The sequence below is a fragment of the Bacteroides sp. Phil13 genome (assembly GCF_001940965.1).
Taxonomy (GTDB): Bacteria; Bacteroidota; Bacteroidia; order Bacteroidales; family Bacteroidaceae; genus Bacteroides; species Bacteroides intestinalis.
The window spans coordinates 31,422-50,964 of record NZ_MSHA01000093.1; the positions used below are offsets into that span (position 1 = coordinate 31,422).

At 41.7% G+C, this 19,543-nt stretch carries 17 protein-coding genes; 5 read left to right on the forward strand and 12 right to left on the reverse strand.

The window, feature by feature from the left end; genetic code table 11:
• Positions 1-10: 10 nt before the first annotated feature.
• On the reverse strand, positions 11-604 hold the full coding sequence (locus BWI44_RS18535) for a master DNA invertase Mpi family serine-type recombinase (RefSeq protein ID WP_270460710.1): 594 nt from the start codon (positions 602-604) through the stop codon (positions 11-13).
• Positions 605-1,229: 625 nt separating this feature from the next.
• Between BWI44_RS18535 and BWI44_RS18540 the strand changes: the two genes are divergently transcribed.
• From BWI44_RS18540 to BWI44_RS18550, 3 genes are read left to right on the forward strand one after another with little or no spacing between them, the layout of a single operon-like run.
• Positions 1,230-1,694, forward strand: a complete 465-nt coding sequence (locus BWI44_RS18540) for a DUF4494 domain-containing protein (protein ID WP_007664937.1) — start codon at positions 1,230-1,232, stop codon at positions 1,692-1,694.
• 18 nt (positions 1,695-1,712) lie between these two features.
• A complete protein-coding gene (locus BWI44_RS18545) occupies positions 1,713-2,381 on the forward strand; it encodes a YggS family pyridoxal phosphate-dependent enzyme (protein WP_118223796.1) in 669 nt (222 codons plus the stop codon).
• Between the two features lie 25 nt (positions 2,382-2,406).
• Positions 2,407-3,384 carry a dihydroorotate dehydrogenase-like protein gene (locus BWI44_RS18550; protein WP_195209683.1) on the forward strand — a complete coding sequence of 326 codons (978 nt, stop codon included), beginning with the start codon at positions 2,407-2,409 and terminating at the stop codon, positions 3,382-3,384.
• Between the two features lie 118 nt (positions 3,385-3,502).
• On the opposite strand, the gene BWI44_RS18555 is transcribed toward BWI44_RS18550, so the two are convergent.
• Positions 3,503-5,410 carry a polysaccharide biosynthesis protein gene (locus BWI44_RS18555; RefSeq protein WP_021967222.1) on the reverse strand — a complete coding sequence of 636 codons (1,908 nt, stop codon included), beginning with the start codon at positions 5,408-5,410 and terminating at the stop codon, positions 3,503-3,505.
• A 150-nt stretch (positions 5,411-5,560) separates the two neighbouring features.
• On the reverse strand, positions 5,561-6,886 hold the full coding sequence (locus BWI44_RS18560) for a PhoH family protein (RefSeq protein ID WP_007664946.1): 1,326 nt from the start codon (positions 6,884-6,886) through the stop codon (positions 5,561-5,563).
• Positions 6,887-7,064: 178 nt separating this feature from the next.
• Between BWI44_RS18560 and BWI44_RS18565 the strand changes: the two genes are divergently transcribed.
• Positions 7,065-8,318 (forward strand): bifunctional folylpolyglutamate synthase/dihydrofolate synthase, encoded by a 1,254-nt coding sequence (locus tag BWI44_RS18565; protein ID WP_195209684.1) that lies wholly within the window; start codon positions 7,065-7,067, stop codon positions 8,316-8,318.
• Here the strand turns inward: BWI44_RS18565 and BWI44_RS18570 are convergent.
• The 8 genes from BWI44_RS18570 to dnaN all read right to left on the reverse strand — a co-directional run bounded on the left by BWI44_RS18570 (position 8,286) and on the right by dnaN (position 17,232).
• The gene (locus tag BWI44_RS18570) at positions 8,286-8,660 is read right to left on the reverse strand and encodes a RidA family protein (protein ID WP_195209685.1); all 375 of its coding nucleotides are present in this window, start codon (positions 8,658-8,660) and stop codon (positions 8,286-8,288) included. The genes BWI44_RS18565 and BWI44_RS18570 overlap by 33 nt on opposite strands.
• A 241-nt stretch (positions 8,661-8,901) precedes the next feature.
• Entirely contained in the window at positions 8,902-10,605 is a 1,704-nt protein-coding gene (locus BWI44_RS18575) for a serine protease (RefSeq protein WP_195209686.1), read from the reverse strand.
• 3 nt (positions 10,606-10,608) lie between these two features.
• Entirely contained in the window at positions 10,609-11,349 is a 741-nt protein-coding gene (gene rlmB, locus BWI44_RS18580) for a 23S rRNA (guanosine(2251)-2'-O)-methyltransferase RlmB (protein WP_044534229.1), read from the reverse strand.
• Between the two features lie 37 nt (positions 11,350-11,386).
• A complete protein-coding gene (recN, locus tag BWI44_RS18585; protein WP_044534228.1) occupies positions 11,387-13,051 on the reverse strand; it encodes a DNA repair protein RecN in 1,665 nt (554 codons plus the stop codon).
• Positions 13,052-13,087: 36 nt separating this feature from the next.
• A complete protein-coding gene (porD, locus tag BWI44_RS18590; protein ID WP_007664973.1) occupies positions 13,088-13,969 on the reverse strand; it encodes a type IX secretion system protein PorD in 882 nt (293 codons plus the stop codon).
• 29 nt (positions 13,970-13,998) lie between these two features.
• Positions 13,999-15,213 carry a bifunctional phosphopantothenoylcysteine decarboxylase/phosphopantothenate--cysteine ligase CoaBC gene (coaBC, locus tag BWI44_RS18595; RefSeq protein WP_044534227.1) on the reverse strand — a complete coding sequence of 405 codons (1,215 nt, stop codon included), beginning with the start codon at positions 15,211-15,213 and terminating at the stop codon, positions 13,999-14,001.
• A 4-nt stretch (positions 15,214-15,217) separates the two neighbouring features.
• A complete protein-coding gene (locus tag BWI44_RS18600) occupies positions 15,218-15,988 on the reverse strand; it encodes a 3'-5' exonuclease (RefSeq protein ID WP_007664979.1) in 771 nt (256 codons plus the stop codon).
• Positions 15,989-16,107: 119 nt separating this feature from the next.
• Complete coding sequence (dnaN, locus tag BWI44_RS18605; RefSeq protein ID WP_021967223.1) at positions 16,108-17,232, reverse strand: DNA polymerase III subunit beta; 1,125 nt, start codon at positions 17,230-17,232, stop codon at positions 16,108-16,110.
• Positions 17,233-17,409: 177 nt separating this feature from the next.
• Between dnaN and BWI44_RS18610 the strand changes: the two genes are divergently transcribed.
• Positions 17,410-17,784, forward strand: a complete 375-nt coding sequence (locus BWI44_RS18610) for a DUF3127 domain-containing protein (RefSeq protein ID WP_118223851.1) — start codon at positions 17,410-17,412, stop codon at positions 17,782-17,784.
• Between the two features lie 87 nt (positions 17,785-17,871).
• Here BWI44_RS18610 and BWI44_RS18615 read toward each other — a convergent pair whose 3' ends face one another.
• Complete coding sequence (locus tag BWI44_RS18615; RefSeq protein ID WP_044533985.1) at positions 17,872-19,503, reverse strand: hypothetical protein; 1,632 nt, start codon at positions 19,501-19,503, stop codon at positions 17,872-17,874.
• Positions 19,504-19,543 lie beyond the last annotated feature (40 nt).

Genomic DNA, 19,543 nt, shown 5'->3' on the forward strand with positions numbered 1-19,543 from the left:
CGCTTTTTCATTAGTTACACTTCAGAAAGCGGTGCATGGTGGTTCTGGATACTCCCATTTGACGGGCTAATTCCGAACAAGAAACACCTCGTCTGGATTCACGCATCAAACGTCTCTTATTCTCACGGAGTACCCGCATTGCAGGGCAGGTCCCCTTTTTACGTCCTAACTTGACCCCTTCCTGTTTTCGTCTTGCCAACGCTTCCTTAGTTCGCATGGAAATCAAATTACGTTCTATCTCCGCCATCAATCCAAATGCAAACCCCAATACTTTACTGTTAATGTCATTTTGAAAAACATATCCCTCTTTCGTGCTGTACAAAATAATTTCTTTCTTTATACACGAATTGAGAATAGTCATGATTTCCAACAAGGTGCGACTCAATCTCGAAATCTCCGTTACAATCAACGTATCCCCCCGCTGCATCCGGTTCAACATCCCCGACAGCTTTCGTTCCTTACTACTCACACTCCCACTCACTGTCTCAGTGTACCACTTGTCAATCTTCAATCCATTTTTCTCTGCAAAGCGCAGAAGTTCTTCACGTTGATTAGCCAGAAACTGCTTTTCTGTACTCACTCTTAAATAAGCTACTACCATAATTTTGTTGTTTTTATAGGTTTAACAGTGCCAAAGAACAGCAATAACAGTGAAAAATCACAATATCATTAAGCAATGAAATACAGCAAGTTCGCGCACTTTCCCCCTTTTATTTTACATCACTTATTTCGAAGATGGCAAAGCAAATTATGTAGGAATACACATTTCCATACCGGAAGCTGGTTATAAAAAGAAACAAGAAAAAATCTTCTTTCTATAATAGACAATTTTTCCTTTTCAGCTTTCCACAAGTCCTAGTATTAAGTTCTAGAAACGTTAATCATCTAATTATGAAAGCATTGTATTTACCAACTGTTCACATCATAATGTAAAAGCATTTACCTCAGCATGTAACGGTCTTTACCCCATATTGTAACGACCTTTACCGCGTCATGTAACGGTCTTTACCGCGACATGTAACGGTCTTTACCGCGACATGCGAACAGGATTAGCATGGGGGATAAAAAGAGTTACCATGAAAGAAAACGACCTCATCTCTGTAAGATTTCAATTCCGCTCTTCCCATAAAAAATGAATAGATTCATTTTATTCTACCCTTCGTTTGCATTATCTTTGTGGTCAGTTTTATAACAAGAATATAAATTCATAATTAAAAAACAAAGAAATTATGGCAATGCATACATGGTTTGAGTGCAAAATCCGTTACGAGAAAGTAATGGAAAACGGAATGAACAAGAAAGTAACCGAACCCTATTTGGTAGACGCACTCAGCTTCACGGAAGCAGAAGCACGTATTATTGAGGAAATGACACCGTTTATTTCAGGAGAGTTTACGGTATCGGACATCAAACGTGCTAACTATAGCGAATTATTCCCAAGCGAAGAAGAAGCCGCAGATCGCTGGTTCAAATGTAAACTGGTCTTCATCACTCTGGATGAAAAGAGTGGAGCTGAAAAGAAAACATCGACTCAGGTATTGGTACAAGCTGCCGACCTCCGTGATGCCGTTAAGAAGCTGGATGAAGGTATGAAGGGTACAATGGCTGATTATCAAATCGCTTTAGTGTCCGAAACACCTCTTATGGATGTATATCCGTACAGTGCAGAACCCAATGATAAACCGGAGGTTTAATATATATATATTAGTATCATGAATATTGCAGATAATCTTCAACAAGTGCTGAACGAACTACCTGAAGGGGTGCGATTGGTAGCTGTTTCCAAATTTCACCCCAATGAAGCGATAGAAGAAGCTTATCGCTCCGGGCAGCGAGTGTTCGGTGAAAGTAAGGTGCAAGAAATGACTGCCAAGTACGAAAGCCTTCCCAAAGACATTGAATGGCATTTTATCGGGCATCTGCAAACTAATAAAATAAAGTATATTGTACCCTACGTAGCTCTGATTCACGGCATTGATTCATACAAGCTTCTTGTTGAGGTCAATAAACAGGCCGAAAAGGCCGGGAAAGTGGTCAACTGCCTGCTGCAACTACACATTGCAGAGGAAGAGACTAAATTTGGTTTCAGTTTTGACGAATGTCGGGATATGTTAGCGGAAGGTGAATGGAAAACTCTCAGTAACATACAATTATGCGGCTTGATGGGCATGGCGACAAATACAGACGACAATGAACAAATAGAGAAGGAATTTTGTTCATTAAGTAGCTTCTTCAAAGAAGTGAAAGACTCATGGTTTGCCGACACAGAGGCTTTTCGGGAGTTGTCCATGGGAATGTCCCACGATTATCACCAAGCTATTGCGGCTGGAAGTACTCTGATACGCGTAGGAAGCAAAATCTTTGGAGACAGAACGTATTAATCATTATTCATTAAACATTATTACCATGGCAACATTAAAAACTACTTTTGCCGGGTTAGAATTAAGAAACCCGATTATCGTCAGCAGTTCAGGCTTAACTGATAGTGCTGAAAAAAATCAGAAATTCTATGAAGCCGGTGTCGGTGCCATTGTTCTGAAATCTCTTTTCGAGGAGCAGATCATGATGGAAGCTGACTGGCTCGGAGATCCGAATATGTACCCGGAAGGCAGTGATTACTTGGTAGAATACGTCCGCCAGCATAAGCTGTCTGAATATCTAGAATTGATAAAAGAGACTAAGAAAGTATGTCCTATTCCTGTTATTGCCAGTATCAACTGCTATCAGGATGCTGAATGGGTAGGCTTTGCACAACAAATGGAAGCTGCAGGTGCTGATGCTATAGAAATTAATATTTTGGCGTTACAAACAGGTGTTCAGTACAATTACGGTTCATTTGAACAACGTCATATTGATATTCTCAGCCACATCAAAAAGACAGTTCGCATTCCGATCATTATGAAGCTGGGCGACAACCTTACTAATCCGATAGCTTTGATAGACCAGTTATATGCCAATGGAGCTGCCGCTGTTGTATTGTTCAATCGTTTCTATCAGCCGGATATCGATATCGAGAAGATGAAGCAAATCTCAGGAAATGTATTCAGTACAGGAGCTGATCTGGTTAAATCTTTACGCTGGATAGGTATTGCCTCAGCAGCAGTAAACAAGCTGGATTACGCAGCATCAGGCGGTATTCATTTTCCCGAAGGAATCGTAAAAGCAATTCTTGCAGGAGCTTCAGCCGTAGAAATCTGTAGCGCATTCTATCAAAACAGTTATGCACTTGTAGCAGAATATACCCGTTTCCTGAATTTATGGATGGATCGTAAAGGAATGGAAACAATCTCTCAATTCAAAGGAATGTTGAATGTTAGCGATTTGAATGGTGTGAATACCTTCGAACGTACTCAGTTCATGAAATATTTCTCCAGTAGAAAATAGCAGGAACCACACAACATATCATTATACGTAATGCCCCTTAACATATATTGTTAGTGTATCTAACGTATATTGTTACGGGGCATTACATTTATTTATTACTATTTCCTTACAGGATGACTTAATCCGGTTTCTTGTCCAATGCTTCAAAACATGAATTCTTACTGATAAATTCAGGAACAATATCCTTCATAGCTGACACAATCTTCATCTGATCATAAGTATAACTAACATCTATCAGTTTTTGGATACGCTCTTTTACTTCGTCATAATCATATTCACGGACTGTTGCAATCATGATCTTCTCATGGTAAGTCGGTTTGGTCAACTCTTTTACATTCAGCAACTCTTCATAAAGTTTTTCTCCATGGCGTAGTCCTGTAAACTCAATCTTCACATCCGTACGTCCTGAAAGACTGATCATACGTTTGGCAAGATCTACAATCTTCACCGGCTTACCCATATCAAAGATATAAATCTCACCCCCATTTCCCATACTACCGGCTTCGAGTACCAAGCGGCAAGCTTCAGGAATCGTCATGAAATAACGGATAATTTCAGGATGAGTAACAGTCACCGGACCACCACGTTGTATCTGATCGCGGAAGCGGGGAATTACAGAACCGTTGGAGCCTAATACATTGCCGAAACGTGTCGTAATGAATTGGGTTACATGCCCACCTTTCTGTTGCAGCTTCTTCGCCAAAGACTGTACATAAATCTCACAAATACGTTTGGAACATCCCATCACATTTGTGGGGTTTACAGCTTTATCGGTAGAAATCATTACAAACTTCTCAGCTCCATATTTCACAGCCAAATCAGCAATAGTACGGGTTCCATACACATTAATCTGAATAGACTCTGAAACATTGTCCTCCATCATCGGCACATGCTTGTAAGCAGCCGCATGAAAAATATACTGAGGTTTATATTCTTTAAAGATTTCTTCCATACGCGTAGCATTGGAAATATCTGCAATAATCGTTTCCGCATCAATATCACGCCAACGATCCTGTAACTCCAGACGAATATCATGCAACGGAGTTTCTGCCTGATCTACCAGAATCAACTTATAAGGATTGAAAGAGGCTACCTGACGCATAATTTCACTACCGATAGAACCGGCAGCACCAGTTATCATCACCCGTTTTCCTTCCAGATGAGAAGCTACCTTATGGATATCGATTTCAATAGGGTTACGTTGCAAGAGGTCTTCAATCTGTATTTCTTTCAGTTGGGTACGGTTCAAAGTCTGCCCACTCCATTCACTCAAAGGAGGCGCAGTCATTAATTTGATATTATGAGCCAAAAGACGGTCAGCCATATCTGATCTTTTCAGTTCCTCCATCTTGGCAGGCGAAATAATAATGGTATGCACATCACGATCGTTCAGTACATCAATCAGCGTCTCGTCATTGGGAAATACTTTCACTCCCATCATCACCTTATTTATCAGCTCCGGCTCATCGGCAATGAAACCACGCAGACGATAGTGATTACGCAAATTTACACGCAATGCTTTAGCAATATTGACTCCTGCCTCCTTAGCACCATAAATAAAGACATTGGCACTATGACTTCCATCGAAATTCAGCAGTTCATAAAACATCTTCACAACAATGCGCGAACAAGACATCATGGCAAAACTAATAATATATGCCATGAAGAATACGCTCACAGGTGCCAGGCGAACATCCATGTAGCTTGATAAAAGCACACTCGAAATCATCAGCAGCGCATAAGACACTGTTAATGAAACGAAGATGCGCATAATATCTATAAACGAAGAAAAGCGCAACACATTGGAATATGTGCGGAATATCCGAAAGAATACCAAGTTGACAATAACTGTACATACAATCGTTTTGTCAATGGTAGAGGATTCCAGGAAAATACTCCGGAAATCATATCGAAGTGCATAAGCCAACAGGCTGGATACAACGATTATCAATACATCGATCAACAGAATAGTCCAAATCGGCAATACCTTTGCTGAGAGGTATCGATGAAAAAATTTATGTTTCATTTCGTTTGACAGTTTTGTTTTAGGCGAGGCAAAGATACATTATTTTTTATCAAATATGGGAAGAAAAAGATAAAAATGTGTGATAAAATTAAATGGCGGCAAAGTTACGTATATAACCTTGCCGCCATATTTATTGCCTATAAAGCTCTGTTACATCAAATTACTAGCTAATTCACTTAGTTGACTACGCTCTCCTTTTAACAAATTCACATGAGCAAAAAGGTTCTGATCTTTCATACGATCAATCATGTAAACCAAGCCATTGGACTGACTGTCCAGATACGGTTGGTCTATCTGCTGAATATCACCGGTAAACACCATTTTGGTTCCTTCGCCAGCACGGGTGATAATAGTTTTTATTTCATGTGGAGTCAAGTTTTGTGCTTCATCAATGATGCAATAAGTTTCACTCAAACTACGTCCGCGAATGAAAGCTAACGCCTCGATTACCAGCTGCTCGCTTTTCTGCATATCTTCCAAACGTTTTACTTCAGTAGAATTAGAAGCAAACTGACGCTTAATGACATTCAGATTATCGAACAAGGGCTGCATGTAAGGTGCCACTTTCTCTTTTGCATCACCCGGTAGGAAGCCAATGTCTTTATTGGATAGAGCAACAATCGGACGTGCCAGCAGAATCTGTTTATAATCATTCATCTGACTAAGGGCAGCTGCTAAAGCTAGCAGAGTCTTTCCTGTACCAGCTTTACCCGTCAGAGCAACCAACTTAATATTAGGATCAGTCAACACTTCGAAAGCAAAACTTTGTTCAGCATTTCTGGGTTCAATACCATAATTCTTTGTTTTATTTACCCGGCAGATTGTATGTGTAAAAGGATTGTAACGTGCAAGAACACTATTCCTGTCACTCTTCAGGATAAAACATTCATTCGGGTGAATAATATCTTTGAAATCAAACTCACTGATATCCAGTCCTTCTCTGGAAGAATAAATTCGGTCTATCAAAGCAGGATCAATTCCTTCGAACACCTCATTTGACTTTTCAAATATATCCACATTTATCACCTTATCGTTGATGTAATCTTCGCAAAGCAGACCTATGGAACGTGCTTTCATCCGGAGATTCACATCTTTAGTCACCAGGATAGTTTTCATATCCTTCTTCTGGCGTGTCAGCCAGTCCACTACAGCCAGAATCTTATGATCGGGAATACGCTCGGGGAATGAGTCGAACACATCCGGAGCATCCACCGAACCGGCTATCACAAATAAACTTCCCAGACCTTCGCCCAGAGAGGCACCTTTATTGAAAAGATTGTCATCGGTAACTAAATCGAGTTCACGGAGAAATTCACGGGCATTGAAGTTTATCTGTTCATTCCCTTTCTTGAATTTGTCCAATTCTTCAAGAACTACGATGGGAAGATAAATGTCGTTCTCTTGGAAATTCTTAAGACAGTTATAGTCGTGAAGGATCACATTCGTATCAATCACAAAATTTTTCTTTGTTCCCATACTCTTTTAGATTTAAAATGTTGATATATTTGCCTCCAAAGCGAAGATAAGCTGCACTTCGACATAAAAAATGAACAAGTTCATTTTATTCTGCTCTCAGTTTGCATTATCTTTGCAGCTTCTAAGATAGGAATTAAAAAGAGAGAATAGCTTGCTTTCTCGTTAAATATTTTAAAAGATGGATTATCAGAACACTTTATTATACTTATATAACAGTGTCCCCATGTTTCAACAGGTGGGAAGTTCAGCATACAAGGAAGGTTTAGAGAATACACTAGCACTGGACGAACACTTCGGCCACCCGCACCAGCACTTCCACAGCATCCATGTAGGGGGAACTAATGGAAAAGGCTCATGTTCGCACACACTTGCCGCCATTTTGCAGGAAGCAGGATATCGGGTAGGACTTTACACTTCTCCACACCTTGTGGACTTCCGCGAGCGTATTCGAGTGAATGGACAATCCATCCCGGAAGAGTATGTAGTCCGATTTGTAGAAAAAGAACGAAATTTCTTCGAACCTCTGCATCCTTCTTTCTTTGAATTGACTACTGCTATGGCATTCCGTTATTTCGCCGATGAACATGTAGATGTAGCAGTTATTGAAGTAGGACTGGGTGGAAGACTGGATTGTACCAATATTATACATCCTGATTTATGTATTATCACCAATATAAGTTTTGATCATACCCAGTTCCTCGGTAATACATTAGAGAAGATAGCAGGAGAAAAAGCCGGTATTATCAAAAGCAGAATACCCGTTGTAATCGGAGAAACCACTCCCGAAACAAAACCTGTATTTACAAAAAAGGCTCGCGAAGTGGATGCGCCCATTTTCTTTGCAGAAGAAAACAAAAAAGATGATTACCCCGGATTGGAATGTGAACTAAAAGGATTATACCAAGCTAAGAATACCCATACTTTACTCACAGCCATCGCACAGCTACAGCAAGCCGGATACAATCTGAGTGAGCAGGCTGTCCGTAGTGGTTTTGCACATGTTTGTGAACTAACCGGCCTGATGGGACGTTGGCAGAAATTGCAGGACAACCCTACTCTGATATGTGATACCGGACATAATGTAGGTGGTATCACATATATCACAGAGCAATTGAAACAGCAATCTTACCGAAAGTTACATATGATTATAGGTATGGTGAATGACAAAGACATACGTGGTGTATTGGCATTACTGCCCAAAGACGCTGAATATTATTTCACGAAAGCCAGCGTCAAACGTGCATTACCCGAAAATGAGCTTCACCAGCTTGCCTTTGAAGCCGGATTACAAGGAAGTTGTTACCCGGATGTCCCTTCCGCCGTGCAGGCGGCACAAGAAAAAAGCCTCCCGGAAGACTTTATCTTCGTAGGAGGCAGTAGCTTTATTGTTGCTGATCTGTTAGCGAACTGCGATACACTCGATCTCCACTAAAGCATCTTTCGGCAGAGCTTTCACTGCAACGGCCGAACGAGCAGGGAAATCACCATCGAAATAGGTGGCATATACTTTATTCATATCTGCAAATAATGACATATCTTGCAGGAAAACAGTAGTTTTGACAATATTTGCCATCGTCAAACCTGCTTCTCCAAGGATATGCTTAACATTCTCCAATGACTGGCGGGCTTGTGCTTCAGCCCCTTCTGCCATCTTTCCGGCAGCTGCATCAATAGGCAACTGACCAGATACAAATATCATTCCATTCGCTTCGATAGCCTGGCTGTAAGGACCGATAGCTCCCGGTGCTTTCTGACTGCAAATTACTTTTTTCATTCCAATAATATTTTAATATTCAACAATTTACGATTTATGCAAGAAAAAAAACAGATATTCTATGCAGTATTCTGCAACTTCATGCATTTACCTAATAGGATTATACACAAAAGAAAAATTCACTTATACCTGTTTTAAAAACCTAGACTTAGCTAATTCTTTTTTGACACGGGAGTTTCCCGATAAAGGCTCGGCTTGTGAAAGCAGAGCCTTTTTTACAGACATATCATCTGTATTGCAACTACTTACAATGCTTCTCAATCAAGGCATCAACGTTCGGATCACCCAGCTCTTTTGCTTTCGCAAAACTAGCACAAGCCTCCTTATTCTGCTTCAACTGCAATTGTGCAACTCCCATCAAACGATAAGCTTCAGCATATTTAGGATCAATTGTCAAGGCATCTTTCAGAACTTTAATAGCTTCTTCATTTCTACCCACGCGAATATTCACCGCAGCAAGTTCCGAACGATAAGTCAACTCTTTCGGATTAAGTTCAATTGCTTTTGCCATATCATCCAACGCACGTTGGAATTGTTTTGCTTGGAAAGCGGCTTGTTCACGGTAATAGTAAAACACATCATTCACATTACCACGCACAGCTTTATAATATTCATCATAATCAAGCATTGCATTACGCCCCTGTCCGGCATTCATGCGTGCTTGGGCACGTTCCAACAGATAAGGGGCAGCATCTTCAGTGTACGGTTGCAGGCAATGTGCTATACAGCTATCCATCAAAGCCAACACTTCTTCCGGAGCTGCTTCCATCAATTCTTTTGTCTTAGCAGCACTAAAGAATGTAGCAGGAGAAACAATATTGGTTTTATTTACTTTCTCATAGCTGGCAAGAGCTGCTGCATAGTCTTTTTTAGCAAACTGAATATCACCTTCCAACTGAACATAAACCGGAAGTTCCTCAATTGTTATTGCTTTACGAACTTCATCCAATGCTTTGTCATATGTCCAATCTTTATAGGTGGTTTCCGGTTTAGTCAACTGATAATTATAAATTAATTTGGCACGATTGAAGTATGCATCATCTTTCTTTTGTGCTACCTCAAGTGCTTTATCTATATCAGCAGCCACCTTATCCATCGAACTTATTTCTTTCGACAAATACATTTGACTGTTGGCACGACGAAAATAACCATCGGCACTATTAGGATACTGGGCAATAAAATCATTCAGCAATTCGGCATATTGCTCCGGAGTTTGCTGTGAAGAAGCCATATAAAGATATACCAACGCTTGTTCTTCTGTATCAGGTAAGGCTTTCTTAATGCCAATACTTGATAAAGCATGATCATTAAAAGAAAGAGGACTGATCTTCTGAGACATAGCATAATCAGCGCCTACCGCATAGCAAATGGTAGCTGTATCTTTTCCTGAAGATTTCTGTGCAAGACCGAAAACTTGTCCGTCAGCAGTCATTACCGGACAACTTACCATCTTGTCTTTCAGATGCATATCAAGCGTATAATAATGGTATTGCCCCTCTACCTTAGATTCTTCTTTTACCTGTCCGGCAGTATAAGAACGGTCCTTTTGTGTAGAATAAGGCAACAAGTAGACACTTGTACCTACAGTCGGAGCCGTAGGAGATACCACTAATGCAGGTACTTTTTTCCCTGAGATCGCTACACGGAACTTCACAACATCGTACATATCGTTTGCTCCCATGATAACTTCCACAGGCATTTGTTCGCCCTCTGAATTAATGACTACGGCACGTTGCGCACCTTTAAACAGACTATAATCAGACAGAGCCATTCCATCCTCGGTAACAAAAAATCCGTTTCCCGTATTGAGTATCTTATCACTCTCGTCGTATGTGACTACCGAGAAAACAGCACGCTTGGCTTTTTCCACCCATTTGGGTGCCTGAGCTACACTCCACTGTGCCAGCAAACAGAGGGTGAGTGTCAACAACAAGTTCTTTTTCATATCTTAGTTGGTTCTTTGTTTCACAGCTTCATAAATCAAAATACCTGCCGCAACAGAAACATTGAGCGACTCGATAGTACCCAGCATCGGGATTTTCACCCATTCATCACAAAGAGCCAGGTTCTCATAGGAAACGCCTTTATCCTCAGCTCCCATTATGATACACATCGGTCCTGTATAATCAGCTTTAGTATAATCATAGTCCCCCTTTTCCGTAGCTGCCACAATGCGGAAACCACTATCTTTGAGATATTGCAATGTAGTCTTCAGATTCTGCTCACGGCAAACCGGCAGCACATGCAAGGCTCCGGCAGATGTTTTCATTGCATCTGCATTCACCGTTACACTTCCTTTAGCAGGAATAATAACAGCATCTACCGCTGCACACTCACAGGTACGGGCTATAGCACCAAAGTTACGAACATCGGTCACACCATCCAACATGACGAACAACGGATTCTTGCCCTCTTCGAAAAGAAAGGGCACCAAGTCTTCTGTCTTCTGATACGTAACGGATGAAATAAAAGCAATCACCCCTTGATGGTTCTTACGGGTAATGCGGTTAATGCGTTCCACCGGAACACGTTGCACCGGAATCAAAGTTCCTTTTAGTGCAGCAAAAAGTTCTTTGGATAAATCGCTCTGAATGTCTTTCTTCACCAGAATCTTATCGAATTCCTTTCCTGCCTGTATTGCTTCTATCACAGCGCGAACGCCGAAAATCATTTCACTCTTATCAACCATCTTTGAGAATTTAAAATTAGAAATTAAAAATTAAAGGCTATCTTTTGATACCAAGAAGCGCCTTTGCATTATTCAAAGCAGCTTCTGTCAAAGTAGCCCCACTTAGCATATGGGCTATTTCCTCTACCCTCTCCTCATCTGCCAGACGGCGTATGTGGCTGTTGGTTTCGGTTTCATTATCTTGCTTATATACTTTATAATGTGCACATCCGCGCGCAGCAATTTGCGGCAGATGGGTAATACTGATTACCTGGCGATCCTGTTCGCCCATTTCCTGCATAATGTCCGCCATACGGTCGGCAATCTCACCGGATACTCCTGTATCTATTTCATCGAATACAATAGTGGGCAATTTCACCGCACCCGCTATCATGGCCTTGATGGACAACATGACACGTGCAATTTCACCACCGGAAGCTACCGATGAAATGCTTTGCAATGCGCCGTTCTTATTGGCAGAAAAGAGAAAATTTACAGTATCTTCACCGTGTACGCCAGGTTCTTTTCTCATTCCCATTTCCACCTGAAAACGCACATTAGGCATACCCAACAGAACCAAACGTGAAGCCATCTGCTTCTCCACTTCACGGGCAGCACCGGTACGGGCTTTGGTAAGAACAGCAGCCTGCTTTTTCACCTTATTATATAAGGTATCGCAAAGAGTGGTCAACTCACCGATACGTTCATCATAAGAAGTAATGGCGGCCAACTTTGCTGCATATTCCTCAGTAAGCGCCAACAACTCTTCTACGGTAGTTACTCTATGCTTTTGCTGTAAGGTATAAATCAGATTCAAGCGATCGTTCACCTCTTCCAGACGCTCAGGGTTAAACTCGACATCCTCTTCCTGAGAAGAAACCTCCTGAGAAACATCTTTCAATTCAATATATGTACTTTCCAGACGTTCAGCAAGTTCTATAGCCGGAGAATAGACCTTTTGCAGACCAAGCATTGTATTCAGACTTTCCTTCAACCCAGCCAGCAAACCGCCTTCATCAGAGGTCAGCAACTGCCCGACACGGAACAAACCGGCCTTTATTTCTTCAGCATGGCTCAATGTATCCGTCTCTTGTTCCAGTTCTTCCTGTTCACCTGCAGATAAATTCGCTTCTTCCAACTGTTCCAACTGGAAACGGATATAGTCTTCATCTGCCTTATTCTGCTCAGCACGGGCTATAAGATCAGCCAGATCCTGTTGTGTCTGCTTCCATTCTCTGTACAAAGATTGATAAACGGAAAGTTGTTCATCATTATGAGACAATATATCGAGTACATTCAACTGGAATCCTTCTTTATTCAACAAAAGATTCTGGTGCTGAGAATGCACGTCAATTAACTGTTCACCCAGTTCTTTCATTTGTACAAGCGAAGCCGGAGTATCATTGATAAATGCACGGCTTTTGCCGGATGCATACACCTCACGACGCAAGATACACTCTTCTTCATATTCCAGTTCATTCTCTTCAAAAAAAGGCTCCATACCATAAGCTGAAATATCAAAACGGGCCTCAATCACACACTTCGATGCACCCTGGCGAATGGCTTTTACTTCGGCACGCTGACCCAGCAACAAGCCGATAGCACCCAGTATGATAGACTTACCGGCACCCGTCTCACCCGTGATAACGGAGAAACCTGCACCAAAGCTAATATCAAGCTTTTCTATAAGCGCGTAATTCTGTATGTAAAGCGAACGTAACATGACTTATTTACAATTTTAAATCTTACTCACTTCCTATTATTGTTTTATCTTTTCCCACTCGGTAGTCAGCGAAGGATTGACAGAAGAAAGCAGCTCACAAACCTCTTCCTTTTCCTTCATTGCAGCACGGGAATAAAGATTAATCAATTCATCTTTTTTTATTTCAGTAAACAAACCGGGCAATGCCGACATAGGTTTATTCTGCTGCGCCTCTTTCAGACCGCTAAGCATAGATGTTATTGTAGCACGGGCACGGGCAGCATTCACTGAAAGTTCATCCATACCTGTACGATGATACCCATACATCAATTTGCGCAAAGGCGTCATACCATCTTCCAGATAATCGGAAACCAACGCATAACGATTCCGACTGCTATCGAACGCTTTCCAACCGGTTTCACCAAGATTCTGTGCAGCTGTTACAATATCCTCAGCCGCCCGAAAAAACTCCGTACCACCTTGTGGAGCCATCGTGTCCATGTCCAGTCCGATAATCATATAAGCATAGTAAGCAATTACTGCCGTCAGATTACTGTCAATAACATTATCCCGCAGTTCCAGCGGATCAAACTCACGATAGTTGAAAGCAACATCCGTATCTTTAAAGCTAAAAACTACCGTCTGATAACCGGATTGCCAGACAGGGCGTGTAGACTGCACTATCAACTCACATTTCCAACGCCCGTCCGCCTCATTATACTCTTTCACTGTCAAGTTCATAGAGCAACGAATCCGTTCATTCATTTCATACTGCGCCTGCGTCCACCGACGGGTATTGATAAACTCCATCAAAGCATTTTCAAGCGTAGTGAAAACCTGCGTACTCGTACCTTGTATCTGAGAATAATTCACCGTAAATTTACAATTCAATTCCTGGGCAGCAGACTTTAACACCACCACAACCAGAAACAGAGTCATATAAAGTGTCTTATTCCTCACTAGCTTATTTACTTATTCTTCAATACTTCCACTAGACGATCTACAATATCCGTAGCTACTTCTGCCTTTGATTTCAACGGAAAGTCCGTCTTACTTTCACGGTCGATGATACTGATTTTATTCGTATCGCACCGGAAACCGGCCCCCTTATCATTCAGGGAATTCAACACGATAAAATCCAGATTCTTCCGTTGCAACTTATCTTCAGCGTTATGTTGTTCGTCATTCGTTTCCAGAGCAAAACCTACCAATACCTGACGTTCTTTCTTCATCTGTCCCAGACAGGCAGCAATGTCTTTCGTAGGTTTCAAACGCAACGTCATTTCCCCTTCCTTTTCCCGCTTTATCTTGGCATCAGCAACTTGTTCCGGTGTAAAATCGGCAACAGCAGCCGAAAGAATAGCAGCATCAGCCTCTACAAAAAAGTTACACGCCGTAGCATACATCTGATCTGCCGATTCCACAGCAAACCAATTTGCCGGATATTTCAATTGCTGTTGCACCGGACCTGATACCATAATAACCTTAGCTCCACGGGCAGCACATTCATCAGCAATAGCAAAACCCATTTTACCGGAAGAATAATTTCCGATGAAACGCACCGGATCAATCTTTTCATAAGTAGGTCCGGCAGTGATCATAATGGTCTTACCTCGCAAATCACCTTCTTTCCCAGCAAAATAATTCGCCAGATGCTGAATAATGACTTCCGACTCTTCCATACGTCCCTTACCTACCAGATGGCTGGCAAGTTCTCCCGTGCCCGGTTCTATAATATGATTTCCGTAAGAACGAAGCGTATCCAGATTCTTTTGTGTAGAAGGGTGGGCATACATATCGAGATCCATGGCAGGTGCCACAAATACCGGAGCTTTAGCCGACAAATAAGTCGTTATCAGCATATTGTCAGCCACACCGTTGGCCATTTTGCCAATCGTCGAAGCAGTAGCCGGAGCTATAAGCATAGCATCCGCCCATAAGCCCAGATCCACATGGCTATTCCATGTGCCGTCACGCTGGGCAAAAAACTCACTGATGACCGGTTTACTCGTCAACGCCGAAAGCGTAATTGGAGTTATAAATTCTTTCCCCGCAGGAGTTATGACAACCTGTACTTCAGCACCTTGTTTTATCAATCCCCGGATTATATAACAAGCTTTATAGGCAGCAATGCTTCCGGTTATACCTAATACTATTTTCTTCCCTTTCAGTGTATTCGCCATGATACTACTTATTAGTTAATTCACGTAGACGTATCTTAGTCAACATTGCCTTGGTATTCAGTGTAAAGTCACTGTTCAGTATCCAGCTATAATAACCCGGATCACGCTTCAATACATCTGTCACCGACATCCCTTTGTATTTTCCAAAGTTGAATACTTCCACGCCATTATCATCATAAACCATACGTCCGGCAAAATCCACATTCTTGTTAAAGCTGGAATATTCAGCCAGGAAAGCGATGTCATTCTGCAATTCCGGATAACGGTCCAGCTGTGCCATCAGCACCTCGTAAGTAGCTTGTGTATCAGCTGCCGCCGTATGTGCATCCTCCAGATTCTTTCCACAATAGAATTTATAAGCAGCAGAAAGTGTACGTTGCTCTAATTTATGGAAAATGACCTGTACATCCACAAACTTGCGGCGGCTCAGGTCAATATCTACACCGGCACGAAGAAATTCTTCGGCCAGCACGGGAATATCAAAACGGTTGGAATTAAATCCTGCTAGGTCACATCCTTCTATATCATTGGCAATGGTACGGGCCACTTCTTTGAAGGTAGGGCAATCTACCACATCCGCATCATAGATACCATGAACGGCAGATGCGCCTTCGGGAATATGCATTTCCGGATTAATACGAAGTGTTTTTGCTTCCTCATTACCATTGGGATGTACTTTGAGATAACAGATTTCAACGATACGGTCTACATTGATACTCGTTCCGGTCGTCTCTAAATCAAAAAAAACAATCGGGTTTTTGAGGTTTAATTTCATTATTCTTCTATTTTACAGTTGACAAGGGAACGAGTTGACAAGGGAACAAGGCATTCCCAGCATAACAGCACAGCCCTTGTCTCCTTGTCAACTCGTTCCTCGTTAACTCTATTATTTTTTTAATCATTCAGCATCATCGGCATCAGCAGCATCAGCAAGTCCTCATTTTCTTCTTGTTCAACGGGGATGATGACACCTGCACGTGACGGGTCTGCCAGTTCAATTATCACTTCATCAGCAGCAATATTATTCAAAATATCAATCAGGAAAGTCGATTTAAAACCAATACTCATCGGATTGCCATCATACTGGCAAGCCAATGTTTCTTCAGCAGAAGTAGAGAAATCAATGTCCTGGGCTGAAATCACAATCTGATTGGGCTGCATACGCAACTTGATAAGACTACTTGCCTGTGACGAGAAAATAGATACACGACGTAGTGCACCTACCAACTGTATACGGTCTACAGTCACTTTATAAGGATTATTCTGCGGTATTACCGAATTATAATTAGGATAACGTCCTTCAATCAGACGACATACCATGCGATATTTCTCCAATGTAAATACAGCATTACGCTCATCGAACTCAATAACAACCTGTCCTTGTTCTTTAGGCAACAAGTTCTTAATCAACGAAGCCGGTTTTTTAGGCAGAATGAATGCTGCACGTTCATTACCTTTGGCCGCTAATGTTTTGCAACGTACCAGTTTGTGACCATCAGATGCCACCATTGTAATATCTTCTGTGGTGATATCAAAATAGATACCATTCATCACCGGACGAAGTTCATCATCAGCCGTAGCAAATACGGCACGATTAATGCCACCCAACAATACGGATGCTTCCATCTCTACACGTACGGCATTATCGCCCAGCATAGCCGATTGAGGAAATTCATCGGCATTTTGCCCCATCAGACTATACTTACCGTTTTGATACTGTACTGTGATTTCCAAGGAATCAGTATTTACTTCAAACGACAGCGGTTGCTCGGGGATTTCCTTCAAAGCATCCAGAATTGTTTTAGCAGCCACGGCAAAACGTCCGTCAGCATCACTTTCATTCACTTCAACTGATGTTACCATCGTCGTTTCACTATCAGAAACAGTAACCGACAATGTTCCATCTTTCAGTTCAAAGAGGAAACAATCCAAAATGGGCAACGCATTCTTCGAATTAATCACACGGCTGATAGCCTGTAAATGGCTGGAGAGCGCAGTACTCGAAACGATAAATTTCATATATTCTGTGTATTTAAGTTTTATATTATTCCCTATTCGTACTATAACTTCATAGTATCGGACAAAGTTACAAAAAAAGATCTTCCCACAACAAAGAAAATTAAGAAAAAACGTCCGGAACTTCTCCGGATTTCCCTAAAATATTGTAACTTCGCCGCATCATTTAAAAAGAATGCAATGGAATTTACAGGAAAAATTATCGCTATACTCCAGCCAAGAGGCGGAGTGGCAAAGTCGGGCAATGAGTGGAAAGCACAAGAATACGTGATTGAAGACCACGGCCAATATCCCCGCAAAATGTGTTTCGATGTTTTCGGAGCAGACAAAATAGAACAGTTTAACATCCAGATGGGTGAAGAACTGACCGTATCATTTGATGTGGATGCACGCCAATGGCAAGACCGTTGGTTCAACAGTATCCGTGCATGGAAAGTAGAGCGTGTCAGCGCTGCAGCTCCTGCCGGTGTACCGGGTGCACCTGTTCCGCCACCGGCACCGACTGCCGCACCAGAATTCTTGGCAGGTGATGCTAAAGACGATCTGCCGTTCTAAAATATATAAAATTTAGATATAATAAAAAAGAGGAGAATAATTCTCCTCTTTTTTATTATATAATTACAAGCATTTTGAACCTCCCATTTACCCTTTGTATAAAAGCACCAAATTCGGATATACCACCTCTTCTACACAAGTAAACTGTATAGAAAGTATAAAGTGGCGAAAAAACTTCGCCTGACGAAAGAAAAAGTTAGGTATCAGGCGTACATATGTTTCCGGCTGCTCTACCATCCTTTCCATATCCACCATCATCACAAAGCTATACGATGGTGAAAGACTTCCTATTCCTTCCTCGTAAAGCGCCGTATCATCCAGCACCTCTCCATTCTCCATAGCATCTATATAGGCAGTAAGACTAACCACATCCGGCGCCATCAACAAATGTCCACGATAAAAACAGACATATGTATAAAGAGCCGATTCCGTGATACCTGTCAACTGGGTCAGTAAAGTATTTCGAGGCAATACATAATAACGGTGTCCCCATGCTTTGGGATAAAGATGATAATCAGGACGCTCCTGCGGAACAGGAGGTGCATCCACTTCCTTGGGAGAAGTATAAAGCAGTGATTGCAAACGACGTTCAGCCTGCGACATATTCTTCACCGGAACACTCATCACTGCACATGGATACTCACTTAATGTATCTTTCGGCTCGAAGAGGCAAGAAATCACCTGATCTCCCGCATAAGTCTTCAGAAAGTCCATCCACTCCTCATCCCTCTCTTTGATATAATCGGAATAAGTAGCTTTGGCATATTCCTGCTCTGCCGTAAAACTACACATGGCATCCATATCTGAAATAGCCCAACAGTCATAAAAGAAAGTAGAGAGTGGAAGTTGTTCTCCCGGAAACCCCTCCACCGGTTGCTGATGGCGTAAAGCATTGATAAAAGTACGTGTAGTGTCCGAGCCATGACTGATACCTGAACAATAAATAGCAGTTTCATTCAGCTTCAAATCAAACTCCGCCCAACTTCCCAGATAGGTTTGCGAACGAATGCCATCCGTATTTTTCCCCATATCCACCGACTTGATGCGCACATACACCGTAGCTTCCACATTCGTATTCTTTCCTGCATGCATCAGTTTGAATGAGGGCATATCTATTAATGATTTCTTAGAAAGTCGTGCATCGATCACTTGTTCCACCAATCGTTTCTGAAAACTAATAGCCAGGAAGTCCGGGGTAAAATATGCCGCCAAAAAGCGCCCCTCAGGCATAGGATAAATACTAATCTCTTCACCCCTGTAATCAAAGAATTTAGAAGGAAATGCACTGGAACTATATTTCCTGATAAACGACTCCACCAACTCATAATCTCCCGAACCCAGACTGCAATACAACACCTGATTCAATGGGTTATCCGGTTCATGGAAACTGATAAGCATTTTATTCATCTGCTTACTAAGACCATGCGGAGTATCATCGAGCAAGGTATGCAGATAGTTTTTCAGATAGACAAAGAGTTCGGAAGCATAAAGGAAGTGATTATCTTTGCTGCAACTCAGTTGATTAATACCATCAACCAGCTCAGCCATGCGATCTGTCTCCAACACAGCCATTGCACTTTGAGGGACTAAAGTATAAAGATTAAAATCTTTCTGACTCTCCACCTCATTCAACCTGAAGAATGAATACACCCCGAACCCCGTACATAGCAATACTATGGACACAATCACGGCAATTCTTATGATAAGACGTAACTTCATGGTTTTTCAGGCATCAAGTTTCGGCAAAAATAATTATTTC